Origin of the sequence: Paenibacillus sp. V4I3 (assembly GCF_030817215.1) — a bacterium.
In the GTDB taxonomy this organism is placed as follows: Bacteria; Bacillota; Bacilli; order Paenibacillales; family NBRC-103111; genus Paenibacillus_E.
Genome location: NZ_JAUSZA010000001.1, coordinates 3,708,270 through 3,726,289, shown reverse-complemented (window position 1 = coordinate 3,726,289; position 18,020 = coordinate 3,708,270). Strand labels below are relative to the sequence as shown.

The following is an 18,020-nucleotide window of genomic DNA, read 5'->3' as shown; positions in this document are numbered from 1 at the left end:
CGCAAGAAATGGGCTCGAAATGTTGTACAAACTGCAACTTCAACATGCAAAACAGCCTTTTGGCGTGTGAATTGTTGTAAAAGATACAACACTGGTAACCACGATAGCCCAATCTTCCCTCACGAGTCTGCTGAACGACTCACTCAAAATCGAATATTGGAGTTATGCTATCACGCCCACCAGTCCTCACAGAGGGGGTTCACCTTTTTTTCCATATAAGCTCCCATTCCCTAGCCATTTATCCCTTTATCCCTTTAAATAAAATGATCTGCCTGCGCTTTGCTTCCTAAGAAATGAATCATTTTATCAATGACCGTGCTTTCAACAGCGGCTCTCCCCTTTCCCAAAAGAGAAGGTTCCAATGCTTTGCATTCTTCATTTGTCAGTCTCTCTTCCCGTCCCAATGCCCCCAAGAAAGATAGCTCCAAGTCCGTTGCGATATTCACTTTACTCACACCGCCGCTCGGAAGGCGAATAGCTCCTTCCATCATTTCGGCAGGTACACCGGAACCGCCATGCAGAACAAGATGTACGGGGGTAAGTGAACGAATTTCTTGCAATCGAGCGACATCGATTTTAGGCTGTCTAACCATATAAACGCCATGGGCTGTCCCGCAGGAAACCGCCAATGCATCAATATTCGTTTCATTAACGAATCTTTTCGCTTCCTGAGGATCGGTATACAGCTCCTCATCTTTATCCGTTTCCACGAAATCCGTCGTTCCGATCATGCCGAGCTCCGCTTCAACGGAAACACCCTTCGCATGGGCATAATCAGCGACCTCTTTGGATGTGCTAATATTGTCCTCTAAATTTTTCTCAGAGGCATCAATCATGACCGAGGTGAAGCCGGCGTCAATCGCAAGAGCGATGGTTTCCAATTCCTTGGTATGATCAAGATGCAGGACTAAGGGCACGGTTATTCCTTCCGACACCACTTTTTCATAAAATTCATCGGCAAATTCCTTTGGTGTAATCCCATATCGAATTAGTTCTTTGTGAGAAATCTGAACAATGGCTGGAGATTTCATCTTCTCGGCAGCCCTCAAAACGGGCGTAATCATCGGTGTATATCGAGGGGAAAACGAGCCAATAGCGAACCCATATTTTTCAGCTACCTCTAAGGCTTGTTTGAGCGTAATGACGTTTTTGGGTCTTAATTCAGTATTCATGGTAATCTCTCCTCGTTTTATCTATTTGGTTTTTACAGATGGAAAACTGATTTCGAGCGTAATGATTTCAGCACCTTTCGCATGAACCGTGAATGCTCCGTCGGCATCCATGTTGAGATCTTTCGTATCCATTGACTGCTCATTCAATTTCACGTAGCGTACCTGATCAGGCTTTATCTTCATTCTTACTTTTGCTGAGGTAGCTTTTTTAGCTGTATTCCAGAAGCGCAATATAAGGGCATCGGACTTCTCCGCTTTTTTGCAGGCGCTGAGCATGAGGGTATGATTTCCCTCTATATCCAGCCAACCATCTTTTTTTGCCAAAACACCCTCATGTTTCCCCGTTATCGATCCATAGCTAGCTGTTAAATACTCATGAACCCTTGGAGAAATATTAGAATCCAGCCAATCTCCTTGATGAACAAATATCGCATACTCCGCTTCATTGAACCCAAGACTCTGCGCATCGGGTACAGGTGTTTCAGGACCTGCGCCGCCGACCCTAATCAGCGTATCCTCCCGAGACAACCAGCCTACAGCCCTTAATAAAGTGATAGCCAGCGTACTCTGCTTATCATCCAGCATGTCATACTCGGTCAGCCCTTTATTGGCTACTGTCATTCCTTTATCACAGCCATTCACACTGACAAAACCTTGCTGAGGCTTCTGCTGCACATACGTTTCTGGCCATCCATCACCGTGATCATTAACAGATGCTTCTCTTTCCACAACATCGAAATGCCCTTCGGCATGCGAGACCTTGAACTTCTCATCAAGTGGAAACAATACCCGTAGTCGATGGTCTTCCGCTTGATTGTTCCACGCTGTGCGCACATCCACTCTTGCGGATCCTGCTGCAAGCGTCACATAATTCGTAATCCGATAATCTGTGTAGACGGCTTCTCTGCTTAATCGGTCACCGCTAAGCTTCTTCGGCAAGGACCAATCGATATCCACTTGAAGCGTTCCTCTCGCATAACCAACCTCAGCTGCGGAAACGTGTACTCTGACGGGAGTTTCCGTCGTGCGGAGCACTCGATCAACTAATGGGGCTGCATAATTATAGGTATCCCCAGCATCCCCTCCGCTTTCAAAAGCGCCTAAACCTTCATAAATAAGGCCGCTTTGTTTGTCGGTAATGCGCAGCGTGCCGTTATGCTGATTAATTTCAACTCGCAGTAAAGTATTTTCCAAGATATTGGATCCGATTTGCAAATCAGTTACGGCTTCGCTGCCCTTCATCTTGGCAGATGGCAGCAGTGCGTTGAAAAACACCTGTTTGGGGTCGCAAACCGCTTCCCTTTTACGCAAAGAATAGGTCTTATAGCCAAAACCGGGAAGGTCTGTAGCCGAAAAACTTATTTCCGTATAAAAATGCTTATCCGTCATAGGCTTCATGCCGCTGACTTCCTTCACCTGAAAAGGAACCTCATTTCCTTCCGAATCCTCCAGCATATAGGTTCTTGGATGAACCATTAACTTTCGATCCGTCCAGACGAAAGCCGTGTCGTCACGCGTCCAGCTGAGTGAGTTATGGATAACAATCGCCAACGCACCATCTTCCAAATCGCTTGTATCAATTTGATTGTTGATGTGTTGAATGCTCTTCTCAGTCAAAATGTCAGCTATTTGTTTGGATTGCGCGAACCTTGGCAGCATCTCCCGATGTACTTCGTCAATACTGCAACCACAAATACTGTCATGTGGATGATTCTGAACAAGAAGCTCCCATGCCGTCCATAGCATTGTGGATTCGTACTTACGGCCACTTAGCCAGGCAAGTGCTGAGAAAGGTTCTGCAAAGCGTTCCAAAGCCAACTGTCCGATGAAATTATGTCGTTTTAAATATAGGCGTGCGGACAATACACCGGGTAATACATGAGGCAAATCTGCGCCAAAGTGACGAAGCTCGCCATGAATAACTTCCAATGAAGGATTCTGACTGCGAACGGCTTCGATGAAATCCTTCGTTGTCCCCCAATGCAGCTCCGCGATTTCTTTCAAATCTTCGCCTACCTGCTTCAGCAATCGCGGTAAACGCGCATCAATCAGCCTGTGATCACCGCCGTAGGGCATTAGCAGGCAATGCGTCGTTGCCCGTGGTGCCCAGCGTTCCAAGGATTTACGAACTCTGCCGTACGTTTCGTCATACGTCTTGTTCAGATTGTCAAAATGGAGAAAATCCACCATATAATAGCCATCTGGGAACCAGTACGTGAACACTTGCGTACCATCTGGAGCTTCCCACAGAAACTCTTGTTTAAAATCGGGTGAAGCACCGCCTAGCCCTCGCCAAACCATCGCGTTGTCTATCCCGAAGCCTTGGAGAATCTGCGGCATCTGCGAGATATGACCAAATGTATCCGGGATATAACCGACATCTAAGTTTGTATAGCCGAGCTTCTCAGCCATACGTGCACCTAGCATCAAATTGCGCACATGTGCCTCACCGCTGACTAGAAACTCGTCCGGCAAGATGTACCATGGACCGCATTGAATCCTGTTTTCATGGATATATCGCAGAAGACGTTCTTGATTTTCAGGCCGAATCTCCAGATAATCCTTCAAGACGATCGTTTGACCATCGAGCAAAAAGCAGCGGAACTCCGGATCGTTATCCATCGTATCCAACAGTTCATCGATAAGCTCTACCAAGCGGATACGGAAATCCTGCATCGTCGCCCACCACTCCCGATCCCAATGGGTATGATGGTAAATAAACACACGATATTTGCGATCCAAGTTTTTGTCCTCCTTACCCTTTCGTACCAGCACTGATGTTCATTCCCTCGATAAAGTATCTTTGGAAAATGAAGAATATTGCGATGACCGGAATCATCACCATCACCGAACCTGCCATCAGCAAGTGCCATTGGCTAACGCCCGAACTGACCTTGAAAGCCTGTAAACCAAGCTGCAGCGTATATTTTGATTCATCATTTACATAAAGCAGCGGTCCAAGGAAATCATTCCAGGCTCCAGTAAAAGTACCGATTGCCACCGTAGCGAGTGCTGGTTTAGCCAGCGGAAGCATAATCGAACGCCAAATATACAAGTGGCTTGCGCCGTCAATTTTTGCTGCTTCAACTAAATCATTGGGAATTCCCAAATAGAATTGACGTATAAGGAAGATATGAAATGCACTTCCGAAAAAACCTGGAATGACTAAGGGCAAGTAAGTACCCACCCAATGCAATTTTGAAAATAAAATGTACTGTGGAATGAGTGTCACGAATCCCGGAATAATCATCGTTCCAAGAATAATGGAAAACAACAGCCCTTTTCCAGGAAAACGAATCTTCGCAAATCCATAAGCGATGAATGAGTTTGAGATTACATGCGCGAAAACCGCGGTTAAAGCGATTAGCAGCGAATTGGCCGAATATCTCGCGAAATTCCCTGCTTCCCAAGCCTCTTTATAGTTAGCCCAAACGAATTTTTTAGGAAACCAGGTCGGTGGATAGGTCACCACTTCTGTCAATGATTTCAAAGATGTTTGAATCATCCACCAGAACGGCATGAGAAACGATAAACTGCCGACAATGAGAATAAGGGTTACGACCCATTTGGAGATCCTTTGCTTGGTCTTGCGGCTTTGATGGTACGATTTCTTAGATGCGGCTGCAGCGACAGTCATCGCGAATCTCCTCCTTCGTAGTGAACCCAATATTTCGACATCACCATATTAATGATAGTAACGATAATTGCGATAATGAATAGGAACCAAGCCATTGCCATGGCGTATCCCATATCGAATATTTTGAAAGCTTTCAAGAACATATGAAGATTGAAAAATAAGAGGGAGTTCGCCGGAGATCCCGGAGCTCCAGGGTCATCGGCCATGACATAACCCTCCTGGAAAATTTGGAAGCCGCCGATTAAACTTGTGACAACATCAAAGAAGATAACTGGCGTAATCATCGGCACAGTGATATGCCAAAGCTTACGAATACTGGATGCGCCATCAATCTCGGCTGCTTCATACAAATGATCGGATACTCCTTGCAACGCCGCTAGAAACAGCAGCATCCCTCCGCCGACTGCCCACATTTTCATCATGACAATCGCATTTTTCGTCCAAGCCGGATCCGTTAGCCAAGCAGGTCCTTCAATTCCAATCCAGCCGAGCACCGTATTAATGAGACCTGAATCTGGGTTAAGAAGCATCATCCAAAGCATATAAACAGCTACACCGGACAAGACAGTTGGCAGATAGTAAATCGTCCGAAACCATCGCATGCCGGGAATTTTCACATTCAGTAAAACGGCAAGAATCACAGAGCCCATCGTGGTTAACGGAACGGCAAGTGCAACATAGTAAAGGGTATTTCGGAGTGATTTCCAGAATAAAGGATCTTCCGTAAACATGCGTTTATAGTTGTCGAAACCAATAAAGTCCATACGTGAAGTGATGTCATAGTTCGTAAAGCTAGCGTATAAAGAGAACAAAAGAGGACCGGCTGTAAATATCAGAAAACCAATAAACCACGGAGCAACGAAACCATAGCCTTCTAGCGCTTCTTTCTTGTCCAAAGACCACTTTCTTCTCTTTTTCGGATGGATAACCTTATTCACTTGGGGATTCACATGTGTCCCTCCTTAACATTTCTTTAGAAGACTGACATTGAAAGCTTCTGCTTATGAAAAAAGGGTGGAGCAGTAATACACTACGACTCCACCCTTATGATCTAAAGCTTACTTTGTATTTTGCTTAACCAAATCTTCAATCGATTTCTGAGCTTTATCCAAGGCTTCTTTCGGGCTTTGCTTCCCTAGAATCGCCTCATCAATTTGTGGATTAAGCAGGTTAGCAAAATCAGGTGCTGCTACAGGCACTGGCGCAAGCACCGTATTTTTCAAGTTATCTACTGTAAATTTGTAGATTGGATCCTTGTTCAGCTCTGGATCATTAGATGCTTTAATATTGGATACATTATCGAAATTGAACTGTGCCCAATATTTCTGTGCATCAACATCCGTCATATATTTCAAGAACTCCCAGCTTTCATCCGGATGTTTAGCGCCAAACGGAATTTCAATGGTAAAGCCTCCACCAACGCTCCAGTTTCCGCTGCCTGCTTTGTATTCAGGCACTGCAGCAATACCAAAGTCTTCTTTCTTAGCGGCAAAGTCACGGATTTGCGTCCAGAATGTGCCCGCATCAATTTTCATAGCTAATTTCCCAGCGATAAGCGGATCGTTCGTCTTACTGCCAAAGCTAGCCTTGAATGCATCAACTTCCTTTTTGCCTAAACGGGCATCCCAGCTGTTATACCATTCGAGTGCAGCAATCCGGGCTGGTGAATTGATATAAATACCTTTGTCATCAAGCCATGGTCTTCCGCCATCGGCATTGTTCAGGAAAACATCTTGCCCTCCTGCCAAACGAGGATGGTAGCCTAAGCGCTCAATTTTACCGTTGTTGATTTTATCGATTTTCTTGGAATACTCTTCCAACTCAGCCCATGTTTTTGGCGGTTTCTCTGGATCAAGTCCTGCTTCTTTAAAAACAGCTTTGTTGTAGAATAAAACGCGAGTATCTGTTACAAATGGCAGCGCATACACTTCGTTTTTATACTGCATCGCATTGTATAAGTGCGGGAAGAATCGATCTTTAATGTTATCCTTCGCCAAATAAGGCGTAAGATTCGTTACTTGCTTCTTGCTGGCACGTTGGGCAACCTGGCTAATATCGTGAATGATGACATCGGGCGGATTACCTGCAGCAATGGCTGCCAGTTCCTTCGTCCAACCATCTCCATAAGGCAAGAACGTATGTTTAACGGTAATGCGGTCCTGAGAAGCATTAAAATCACTAATAATTTTCTCAATAATAGGACGACGTGTTGTAGAACCCCAATGAGTCCAAAAATCCAGTGTAACTTTCCCCTTCGGCTTCTCTACCGCGGCACTTGCAGCTGGATTTGCACCAGTACCAGCACTTGCACTTGGACTTGCCGTTTTATCCGTGCTGCATGCAGTCAACACTAATCCGGTGCTGAGCGCTGTGCTGAGTAGAACCAACATGGATTTATTTGCTCTCTTCATACGGTTTCATTCCCCCTAGTTAAATGGTTAGACAACCAATGCCACATTGTATATCGAAAATCCCACAATATAAAGCGCTTGCAATGTGGCTTTTTGAAGCCTATGTATTTATAATACCAACAAAAGCTGCATTGTCAACAATTTTATAAGCGCTTTCAAGTGAATTTGTGTAATTTTTTTGTTAAAACCCACGAGAAACCACATCCATTCCCACTAACTGATATAATCGCTATTTTTTGGGCTTTTGTTACTTATATCAACCAACATTCACTCGCTCAAAGCAATGTTTGATCCAAGGATAGCATTGTTGTAATTTGTACAACATTTCGCAAGTAAATTCGCTTTTCCCCCGCGATTGTTGCAATAAATACAACAATTTCTCATAAAACAGCTCCATAGAATGAGAATACGGCTTTTACAACTCAGCTCAGATAATGCCGAGTAAGGACGAACAAATTCTCTCTTTATTTCCCTCTTCTTCCTCAAAAAACCAGTAACCGAAAGTCAGAAACCGAAACCAGAGACCAAAAACCGGATACAAAGTTACTCACTACTCATCTCAATCTCAATCAACTGAATCAACTAATTAAACTAAGCAAACTAAACTAAAAAGGGGTAAGCATCGCTTACCCCCAAACCCTACAAATCAAATACCTAAGAAAAATCTCCCGCATCGGGGAGATTTCATGTTTCGCTTTATAGACTTGCTAGCCCGTCTGGCTGTAAATCCAGCCACCGATCATCGTCCATACAACTTGGAATTAGTCATCCAACAAGACTATGCATTTGTGTTGCGAGCATCTTTGCTCTTCCCATCTATAGAAGCTGCTACATCTTCCTTGCTTGACTAATCAGAACTTCAGAAGTTAACCATTTACGAAACACAAGCAGCAGCACAAGTGAAGGTAAAGTTATTATAGCCGCTATCTGCATAACAATCGGGTCTCCAGGCTCGACTCCCATTTTATTTAAACCGGTTGTCATTGTTCTAAAGACCATAATCGGTGAAAAAGTATTCGAATTCGACATATACAAGGACGAAACGAAGTACGAATTGCACAAAGATACAAACTGCAGAACACCAAGTGCGATCAGGATCTTCCAAACCTTTGGAATAAATAAGGTGAAAAAGGTATATAGCTCCCCTCGACCCTGTGCAGCGTTTTGTTCTTTAAGACTTGCATATTTACTGTTAAACATACTTTTTACTACAAATACATTCAAAATCGCAAAAAACCCAAATATCATCTGTGGGTATATCGTATTGATCATACCTAAGCTTTTGATAGTCACGTATTCAGAGATCGTTCCTGATCCGGCTGCTAAGACAAAAAGTAATACTAGTTTGTATATGTTTCTTCCTGGCAAATCTTTGACTGTTAACGGATAAGCTAACGTTGCAGTGATGAATAGATTCACAATTACCGCAGCAAAGTTAATCACAAAATAATCTACATATCGACTAACAGGTAATGCTTGCCATAGATTTAAACCGGAAGCACTTCGGACAGTGAATGGCTGAATACATATATAATAAATCAGCACTATGATCCCAATAGCATACAAAGTTGAAACAACGATACCGATTGTGTGTCTCCGTTTACTATTCAATTGAATAGTCTCAATACCTTTTGATTTATTGAAAAGATCATGAAAAAACAGTCTTCTTACTAACAAATAAGCAGCAAACGTTCCTAGCAACTGGACGACGAATTGAATCATCCCTATCGTACTTGCTACGTTATATTTACCGCTAATTAGTCCCGATCGAAACGAAAATGTATCTATGGTATCTGCAACATCGTAAACTAACGGATTATATAAATTCGAAACAAGCTCGAAGTCCGTGGAAAGAATGGTTGATAGTTGAAACACCGTAAACGCAAGAATCGCCCGGATTGCTGGGATAACATACGTGCTTATATAGCTTTCACTAGCTATGTTTTGAGTAAGCAGCACAGCACGCTTAGATTCAATAGCAGCCAATGCCAACAAAATCGGTATGCCGCAAGTTTTCAGCGCCTCAACAATGACTAGCATCGGTAGAAAAAACTTGGGATCTCCTAGTATAAATAAGTGAAGATTAAGCTTCTCTAGTTGGACAGGTGCCAACATATGAGATATCACATAGGCCACAACAACCGAAGGGATAAAGTATGGCATTAGAATTAATGTTGTAGTAAGATTCCTCAATTTGCTAGACCTTACACCGCTCACAGCTAAGGCAACCACGAAAGCAATCATTCCACAAATCGTCATAACCGCCAATTTGATAATCAGGGTATTCGTAAATGCGTTTTGAAACTCAGCATTCCTGAACAATTGAAAAAAATTATCAAAGCCGACCCATGGACTCCCCCATAATCCTCGAAAAACAACATAATTCTTAAACGACATCACTATGCCTGTGATTAATGGAAAAATCTTAAATAAGGCAATCAAAAGAAGAGCAGGAATGACAATTATATAATGCAGTTTGTACTTCCAGATACGGTGCAGGATTCCTCTTAAAGGTCTACGACTTACCGAACCTATTTTCACGTGTTCCAACGTTTCTTCCCCTTTCAAACTTTCATCCATAAATGACAAACATGATATGAAGATAGTATCTCAGATGTAGGAGGAAAGTCTAGCATATTATGGAATCTATGGAAGGTGAAAATAGAAACTGTCACACACACATTATTATCATGTCGGATTGCGCTCTAATGTCATGCGAATAATCCTCGAAAAATCAAGTAAATAGTCGAAATAGGAAATATATGGGTCGAACTACGCAGGACTAAAAGCACTTACTAGAATAGTCAAACTATTATAAATTTTAATATACCAATGGTTAAATTAATAGGTTGGTTTCATACTCTATTATGGGAGGTTTCATTTTGAAAAAAAGCACCTTGAAAATCACTAGATTATTACTAGCAACGAGTTTAACAGCAGGACTTTTCACAACATCATCTGCATTTGCAGCAGAATCCGACTACTCAGAGGCACTTGAAGCACCGCCGGTAGATTTTAATATTTTAGACGATGAGCGTTTGGCAAAAGGGTTAATGGACAGAGGGCTGTTAAGTAAAAGTGCTACGCCTGAGCAGATTGCCAAAGCCGTCAAATCATACGTATCAGCTAAAAACAATAAAAGTGTTAAATCAAAAGAAGACTCAAATCATGATGAAATAGACAAAAAGTCAAAAGATTTTATTGCGAATCAGAAAACCAAGCTGTTATCCCAACTGAACAAAGGCCAAGAGAACTTCAAAAAAGGTAATCCAAATGGCTTACCCGTTCCAGAAGCTAAACAGGATACATACAACGGTCCCGTTCGTGAAGATAAAGTACTCGTACTTTTAACTGAATTTTCTGACTTTAAACATAACAACGTAACACAAGAGCCTGGTTACATGTACGCAAATGATTTCAACCGTGATCATTATCAGAAGCTCATGTTTGGAAATACAGATTTCACCTTATTTGATGGTTCTAAAATCCAAACCTTTAAACAGTACTATGAAGAGCAGTCCGGCGGCAGTTATACCGTAAATGGATATGTATCCAATTGGTTAACCGTTCCTGGTCAAGCTGCCCAGTACGGAGATGATAACCCTGCTGGCGGTCATGATAACTTAAGCCCTAAAGGGCCTCGTGATCTAGTGAAAGATGCTCTAAATGCGGCAGTAGCAACCGGTCTTAATTTAGCGGATTATGACAAGTTTGACTTATACGATTTGGATGGGGATGGCAACCAAAACGAACCCGATGGTTTAGTTGACCACTTGATGATTATTCATGCAGGAACGGGCCAAGAAGCTGGCGGTGGACAATTAGGCGATAATGCTATTTGGTCTCACCGTTGGACTCTAAATGGTGTGTATCCTATTGCTGGCACAACTTCTCCAGTCGACTATTGGGGTGGCCGCATGGCTGCTTATGACTATACCATTCAGCCTGAAGATGGTGCAGTAGGTGTTTTTGCTCACGAATTCGGTCATGACTTAGGACTTCCAGATGAGTACGATACCCAGTATACAGGACAAGGTGAACCTGTTGCTTCTTGGTCGATCATGAGCGGCGGTAGTTGGAACGGTAAAATTGCGGGTACATCACCTAGCTCTTTTTCACCTCAAAATAAAGAGTTTTTCCAGAAAACAATGGGCGGAAATTGGGCAAATGTGAGTGAAATTGATGCCACAGACATTACGAAATTAGGTACAGCTGCCATCATTGATCAAAGTGTAACGAAATCGAAAAACCCAGGTATTGTTAAAGTCAATTTGCCGGATAAAGCAGTTCCTGGTATTCAACCCGCATTCGGTGCACGTTATTATTACAGTACAAAAGGCGATAACCTTCATACCACACTTTCAACTCCTGAGTTTGATTTAACCCAAGCACAAACCGCTACCTTTGATTTTAAAACCTTATATGATGTCGAGTTTGAGTATGACTACTTAACGGTTACAGCATCAACTTATAATGAACAAGTTACCCTTGATATCATTGGTGACAATGATACGAATGGCGACGCACGGGCAGAATCTACAAACGGAGCTTGGGTAGACAAGTCCTACGATTTAAGCCAATTCGCCGGCAAAAAAGTTACCCTCCACTTTGACTACGTCACGGATGGTGGACTAGCATTGGATGGTTTTGCAATGGATAATGCGAAATTAACCGTAAATGGTCAAGTCGTATTCTCAGACGATGCCGAAGGCGCTTCTAAATTTAACTTGGATGGCTTTGTTGTATCGAATGGTATGGAACTTAAGAAGCACTATTACTATCTGGAATGGAGAAACTACGCTGGAGCCGATAAAGCTCTTGCCTACAGCCGTGGTGTCAAATATAATACTGGACTTGTCGTTTGGTATGCAGATGACAGTTATCTAGACAACTGGGTCGGTATCCATCCAGGTCAAGGATTCCTTGGCGTAGTTGATTCTCACTCTGACGCTTTAGTATTCAAAAAAGATGGACAGGATTCCGTCGCGCAAACAACACGTTATCAAGTTGCGGATGCTGCCTTCTCCTTGGACAAGACGCCTTCATGGTACATTAACAACCCAACAAGAGGCGAGTACAATTATAAATCCTTGCAAGGTGTAGAAGAATTCTCAGATTCCAAGAGCTATATGAACACATTAATTCCAGACGCTGGGCGCCTTGTGCCAAATTATGGATTAAAGTTCCGAGTTGTCGGTGAAGCGAAAGATAATTCTGCTGGATTAGTTTGGATTCATAAATAAGGATAATTAATAAACGGAGCCCGCAATTATGCGTGGCTCCGTTTTTCTATACAATTTCAACCTACTATTTGGTATTCCCTTCACTTTCGTTCGATAATAGGGACACGGCCTGTTGGATCGTTTCAGCAACGATTTGCTCCGCTTTTTGTCCTGAAGAAAGCATTCTTGTACCTTGTCCTGCCCACAAGGACATATAGTCGGCATTGCTTTGACTAGCGGCAGCATTCCTAATGTCCCGTGTAGCGGTATTTTGCGTAGGAAAAGGAAGTGGCTCTACACCGCTCTCATCCCATTGTTTGATGAACTCATTGAGTACCCCTCTAGCCGGTCGACCTGAGAACACCTTGGTAATGACTGTACTCTCTTCGGTGCTATTCAATAGTGCATCCTGGTAGGAGACGTGAGCGCCGGACTCAATCGCAGTCAAAAAGCGCGTCCCCATCTGTACACCTTGCGCTCCAAGAACGAGGGCGGCGACAAGCCCACGACCATCCATTATGCCACCAGCGGCAACGACTGGTATCTGAACACAATCAACAATTTGCGGTACCAGCGCAAACGTGCCAATGTTTGCACCCATAGGATGATTAGAAATGTCGAATGTTCCCCGATGCCCGCCCGCTTCGCTTCCTTGTGCAACTATGGCATCACAACCGGACTGCTCAGCCAAGATAGCTTCATTAACCGTAGTCACCATAGTGACTATGCGCATGCCAGCCGATTTAGCTTGTCGCATTAGGGGTTCAGGAAGAACACCAAAAGCCGTACTAATGACAGGCACTTTTTCTTCTAACACTACTGCAAACTGTTCCTCAAAATGGTCAGGAGTTACCACGAGCTCCTCCGTTGATTGCGTTATGCCAAGAACGTCTCTTACCTGGTTTAGCTCTCGCTGAACTTCCTTCGTTCTTTCATTCTTGTCAGTCATTTGAATTGAAAATAAATTTACCCCAAATGGCGCATCCGTTAGCTGACGGATCTCTCGAATTGCCTTGCGGATTGCACTAGGCGTCATATAGGCAGCCCCCAGCGTCCCAAGTCCGCCTGCGTTAGAGACAGCTGCCACCAACTCAACAGTTCCAGGGCCTCCCGCCATTCCCGCGAGGAAGATCGGATAACGAATATTAAAAAGTTGACAAAGGTCTGTTTCAAGTTGAATTCTCATCGTATTCTCCCATCGAGATCTGAACTTAGAGGCGTTGAAAGGTTGCGGCCATTCTATTTTCGGATGGAAATTGAACAGCAGCCCCTCTCTATATATAATAGCATTTCAATTACGAACACTCACCCCGCATCTTTTGCTTCAATTGCACCAAATCTGTAACATTTCGTGTGGTTATAGATGCAACGCCTAAATCTGCATACTGTCGCATTAACTCTTCTTCATTCACAGTCCATACATAGACCGGCAGCCCTAAGGATGTTGTATATTCCATTAACTCTTGGCTCACGATGCTGTAATGGATGTTGATGCCAAAACAGGAGGCTCCAAGTGCATCCTCGCAGGTTTTTACCATTGCATCTCTATACGGAAGTGTTCTAAACAGGTTGTGGTCGGTATTCAGCAGTTTGCGCATTTCTGGATTCAATTGCTCTGCTAGCATCGCACGATCCATCTCACATCCTGAAAGAAAAGCTTGCTCCAACATACCATATTTCTTCACTAAAGCAGCGACAGGTTCGATACTCTCATGCACTTTCAAATCCAAATTCACGACTTTACCCGAAGCTTGGATAAGCGGCAGCATGTCTTCCAATCTGCAGATTTGAATCGTTTCACGTTGTTCCCTATGAGTGACCTCGTACTGAAGCTCTCTTAATCCTTCAAAGGTCATTTGCGAAATGGACAATTTCAAGCCATCCACGGTAACCCACTCATCATCATGAGCCAAAATCGGGATACCGTCCTTCGTCACTCTAACGTCTTCCTCGACCACGTCTGCACCGAGTCTTAGCCCCGTTTGAACGGAATCGAGCGTATGATCAATCGTGTTCATGCTGCCGCAGTGAGCAGTTATGAGCGGAAATCGATAACCCATGCTACAAACACTCCCTTTCATCGATCCACATATATAGCATTCGTAAAGGCGATTAATGTACGAACTCCACGAACGATACCTTTTAGCTCAGCCCGAATCCATAGAAGTTCATCGCCAAGAATTTCGATCTCGTAATTCGGCTGATCCATAGTAACGAATTGCTCGCTTAAAACACCGGTATTCCCTATCAAGTTTAGCGTATAATGGGGTTCCTGAAAATCCCAAATCTCTTTCCGCACATGAAAATCTATGCTTACATCGACCTTATAACTGTGGCTGCGATCCTGCCGAGGAACGACGTCCCCGACACCGTAGCACGCAGTATCGGTCCGTATTTCTAGCATTAACAAAGGTCCTATAGTTACCGATACTCTACCAGCAGCGAGTGCACGCACAGCTCGGTTCGTCACCGTCTCTTCCCCGTCATCGATGTCGAGATACGTCACAGATACCGGTTCATCCGTTTGGTCTTGAGCGTGCCAATCTCGCCCTGACGTGGCCGCAATCCGGCAGCCTTCGTTCAGCTTGTCGCTCCACAATCGGTAGGCGCGGTCATTGTCCGTTTTAATCGAAGGGAACGTACCTGACCAAACCTCGATATAATCAATATCATTCCAATCCTCGATGTTGAATTCCCAGAAGCAGCCCGTACAAATTGGACTTCCTATGCGATAAGGATGTGCCATTCCGACAATCCCTCCGCTCCTATGAACATTGGCAATCCCTTTATGGATATCATCTGGGCCCGCCGGACGCCAGTCAACAAAATCGGTCAGCCCTATCGTAACCATATGTCCATAAAAGGTCGTCCATTCCATCCCCGAAATGATCGAAATTCCGGTTAATTGCTCCACGGCATCTTTATCATGTAAACCCGTCATGGTATTGTGGTCGGTCAACGCAACACAATCGAAACCAAGTGCTTTTGCACCATTAGCCAGCTCAATTAGCGTTTGTCTTCCGTCGCTGTGAAAGGTATGACTGTGTAATTCGCAAGCAATCCAAGGCATGCCGCTATTCCTCCTCTTGATGAATTTGCAATGTGTAACGGCAGCTTTCTGTAACAATCGCATGCAAACTTAACGTAACGTGCCACATGCCTTCTAGCATTTTACCACTGACAAAGCCTGGGGAGGCTTCCAGCTCACTGATAACTAACAGCTGCTCAGGATCATGCCGATGCCCCGCACCGCGGTGCCGTTCAGGGTCGTCAACGGACACGGTTATCAAGTTTTTCAGCGGCAAGAAGGATTCCCATTTCGTTTGAATCCGCGTACGCTGATTAGGTTCCGTGTACTTGTTTATACTCTCGAAAATCATCGTTTTCGATTGTTCCTGATCTTCTAGATTTTTGGGTTCATAAGCAAAATGGATCTTTAACTTGCCACCCTGCTTTCCTAAGTGAAACCGATACGAAATATGCGTTTTGGAGGAATTGGGATGTACAATTCCTTGTACATCCAGAATAAGTTGATTCATCGTGACCTCGCGCTCTCTTCTGTGATCATACTGCGGATATAAAAGTATCCCATTACTGAACATAGCAGGAACGTAAAGAAAGCGATAGCCGCAGCTAGTTGTTTTTCTTGGAAAACGCCGAAAACTTGTTCCATGGATACCCCTAGCATTTGTGGAGCGTTGGGTCCAATCAGAAATGGAGCCGTAAACGAACCGATCACGCCCATGAATACAAAAGTAACAGCAACGAGCAAAGTCTTATAGGTAAGCGGCAAAATGAAACGGACGAAGATTTGCAATCTGCGTGCCCCTACATCCTTCGCGCTTTCAATGACTGAATTGGGGACTGCGGATAAGGCTGACCCAAGCAGCATCGTCGTGAACGGAATGTTAAACCACAAATTAGCGATAATAATCCCCTTCATGTCGAAAATAATACGCGGCATTTCCCCTCCGTTGACCAGAAGTAACATGCGGGAGACCCATCCGTGGTTGCCAAGCAATTGAATTAAACCGTACGTAGCGATGACAGATGGAATGAAGATTGGAATCATGTACATGTTGCGAATCCATTTCACCATCGTCCCGTTATTGAACCTCATATAAGCGGCCAGGGCGTAGCTGATAATTAGCACAAGAATGACCGAAATAATCGTCACTTCCAGTGTAAAAATGATGTTGGAGCGCATCAACTTATCGGTAAATAAATACGTATAATTGGACAGATCATAACCGCCAGATTTATTGGTCAAGCTTTCTTTAAAGGAAATGATGATCGGAATGACGACAGTGACAAAGAGCAATAAAAAAGAGGGGATGACCAGAAGCAATCCTAGTATCCCCATTTTCATTTGTTTACTCATTGTGCAGCAACTTCACTTTGCCAGCGTTTGGTCATATCTTTGTCCAGTTCGCCGATATTGAAGGAGCGGAATCCTTCGGATGCACCTTTGAATGAGTCTTGAATTTCTTTGGACATATTTGAAAGCTTGATCCCTGGGAAACCATGCATTTTGTCTACAACCACGGCTTGTGCCTCAGAAGAAAGAACGAAGTTCAGGAATTTGTAGACCGCATCCTTCTTTTCCGATAGCTTAGGTACCATTAAGTAGGTTGGTCCGCCGTTAAATCCTGGCTTGATTTGCGCCATTTTCGTTGTTTTTGGAAGCTGTCCTTTTGCCAATTGCTCAAGAACCATATCTGACCATGCAGGTATCATATCAACTTCACCGCTCGTCAGTAAATCTAAAGTCCCTTGGTTTTTCTTTGGATAAATACCTTTGCCGTAAACGGATTTGCCTAGTTCCTTAAGCAGCGCAAAGCCTTGATCCCACCCTTTTTCAACACTTGGATCGGAATTATGGATGGCTTCTTCTGGCAGGAATTTATACAGAGTTGTCGCTACAAAAGAATTACCGGAACCCCCTGTAGATGGATCATTGTAAGCAAATTTGGCTGGATTTTTCTTGATCCAATCATACAGCTCATCCAAATTAGTTGGAGGCGTCTTTACTTTATCACTGTTATATGCCAATACGACCGCAGATGAACGATAAGGAATAGCGAGATTGGAGATATCTTTTAACGTTTTCTCATCGACATTTGCCAAGTTTTTAATTTTGTCACCTGGTAGAGTGTCCCACAGGCCATCTTTTTGCCCCCGAGTTACGTAAGACAAGCCATCCTCATATAAATCGATATCGCCTGAGCCTTTGTTAGCTTGCTTTGCAGCCGTAATGCGGTCATAGGTTGGTTGTGCACCTGTTCCCGATGGAATGTAGACCGGTTTCACTTTAACATCCGTATTTTGTTTCTCGAACATAGGAATCAGCGTATCCCACAGCTCCTTAACATTTTGTGAACCGGTAAAATAGAAGTTAAACTCGACAGGCTGTTTACTGCTAGCTGTTTCTTTGGCCGGACTGTTGCTTTGAGTTGCGGAACCTGCATTTGTTGCAGAGCTGCCGCACCCGGATACAAAAGCGGCGGTAGCCGTCATTAACGTCACTAACATAACAGCGGATTTCTTGCGAAACATAGATAATTCCTCCTTGGGTATG

At 43.8% G+C, this 18,020-nt stretch carries 14 protein-coding genes; 2 read left to right on the top strand and 12 right to left on the bottom strand.

The annotated features are described in order from the left end of the window. Positions 1-254: 254 nt before the first annotated feature. The 5 genes from QFZ77_RS17070 to QFZ77_RS17050 all read right to left on the bottom strand — a co-directional run bounded on the left by QFZ77_RS17070 (position 255) and on the right by QFZ77_RS17050 (position 7,220). On the bottom strand, positions 255-1,172 hold the full coding sequence (locus QFZ77_RS17070) for a class II fructose-bisphosphate aldolase (protein WP_307441261.1): 918 nt from the start codon (positions 1,170-1,172) through the stop codon (positions 255-257). A 21-nt stretch (positions 1,173-1,193) separates the two neighbouring features. Then, positions 1,194-3,914 (bottom strand): alpha-mannosidase, encoded by a 2,721-nt coding sequence (locus tag QFZ77_RS17065; RefSeq protein WP_307441260.1) that lies wholly within the window; start codon positions 3,912-3,914, stop codon positions 1,194-1,196. A 13-nt stretch (positions 3,915-3,927) separates the two neighbouring features. Next, entirely contained in the window at positions 3,928-4,809 is an 882-nt protein-coding gene (locus tag QFZ77_RS17060; RefSeq protein ID WP_307441258.1) for a carbohydrate ABC transporter permease, read from the bottom strand. Then, positions 4,806-5,759, bottom strand: coding sequence for a carbohydrate ABC transporter permease (locus tag QFZ77_RS17055; protein ID WP_307441257.1), 954 nt, complete (start codon positions 5,757-5,759; stop codon positions 4,806-4,808). The genes QFZ77_RS17060 and QFZ77_RS17055 overlap by 4 nt, the downstream gene beginning before the upstream one ends. Before the next feature lie 108 nt (positions 5,760-5,867). Further along, entirely contained in the window at positions 5,868-7,220 is a 1,353-nt protein-coding gene (locus tag QFZ77_RS17050) for an ABC transporter substrate-binding protein (RefSeq protein WP_307441256.1), read from the bottom strand. A 686-nt stretch (positions 7,221-7,906) separates the two neighbouring features. Between QFZ77_RS17050 and QFZ77_RS17045 the strand changes: the two genes are divergently transcribed. Beyond that, positions 7,907-8,071, top strand: a complete 165-nt coding sequence (locus tag QFZ77_RS17045) for a hypothetical protein (protein WP_307441255.1) — start codon at positions 7,907-7,909, stop codon at positions 8,069-8,071. On the opposite strand, the gene QFZ77_RS17040 is transcribed toward QFZ77_RS17045, so the two are convergent. Next, on the bottom strand, positions 8,049-9,770 hold the full coding sequence (locus QFZ77_RS17040) for a hypothetical protein (protein ID WP_307441253.1): 1,722 nt from the start codon (positions 9,768-9,770) through the stop codon (positions 8,049-8,051). The genes QFZ77_RS17045 and QFZ77_RS17040 overlap by 23 nt on opposite strands. A gap of 332 nt (positions 9,771-10,102) precedes the next feature. Here QFZ77_RS17040 and QFZ77_RS17035 point away from each other — a divergent pair, with 332 nt between their 5' ends. Beyond that, positions 10,103-12,463: an immune inhibitor A domain-containing protein gene (locus QFZ77_RS17035; protein WP_373462614.1), complete on the top strand. Its 2,361-nt coding sequence runs from the start codon at positions 10,103-10,105 to the stop codon at positions 12,461-12,463. Positions 12,464-12,527: 64 nt separating this feature from the next. Here the strand turns inward: QFZ77_RS17035 and QFZ77_RS17030 are convergent, their stop codons facing one another. The 6 genes from QFZ77_RS17030 to QFZ77_RS17005 all read right to left on the bottom strand — a co-directional run bounded on the left by QFZ77_RS17030 (position 12,528) and on the right by QFZ77_RS17005 (position 17,998). Continuing rightward, a complete protein-coding gene (locus QFZ77_RS17030; protein ID WP_307441250.1) occupies positions 12,528-13,628 on the bottom strand; it encodes an NAD(P)H-dependent flavin oxidoreductase in 1,101 nt (366 codons plus the stop codon). Positions 13,629-13,737: 109 nt separating this feature from the next. Beyond that, positions 13,738-14,502, bottom strand: coding sequence for a glycerophosphodiester phosphodiesterase (locus QFZ77_RS17025; RefSeq protein ID WP_307441248.1), 765 nt, complete (start codon positions 14,500-14,502; stop codon positions 13,738-13,740). Between the two features lie 17 nt (positions 14,503-14,519). Further along, positions 14,520-15,512 carry a CehA/McbA family metallohydrolase gene (locus QFZ77_RS17020; protein WP_307441246.1) on the bottom strand — a complete coding sequence of 331 codons (993 nt, stop codon included), beginning with the start codon at positions 15,510-15,512 and terminating at the stop codon, positions 14,520-14,522. A gap of 4 nt (positions 15,513-15,516) precedes the next feature. After that, a complete protein-coding gene (locus QFZ77_RS17015; RefSeq protein WP_307441244.1) occupies positions 15,517-15,981 on the bottom strand; it encodes a hypothetical protein in 465 nt (154 codons plus the stop codon). Beyond that, positions 15,978-16,823 (bottom strand): ABC transporter permease, encoded by an 846-nt coding sequence (locus tag QFZ77_RS17010; RefSeq protein WP_307441243.1) that lies wholly within the window; start codon positions 16,821-16,823, stop codon positions 15,978-15,980. Before QFZ77_RS17010 ends, QFZ77_RS17015 begins: the two co-directional genes overlap by 4 nt. After that, entirely contained in the window at positions 16,820-17,998 is a 1,179-nt protein-coding gene (locus QFZ77_RS17005) for an extracellular solute-binding protein (RefSeq protein WP_307441242.1), read from the bottom strand. The genes QFZ77_RS17010 and QFZ77_RS17005 overlap by 4 nt, the downstream gene beginning before the upstream one ends. Positions 17,999-18,020 lie beyond the last annotated feature (22 nt).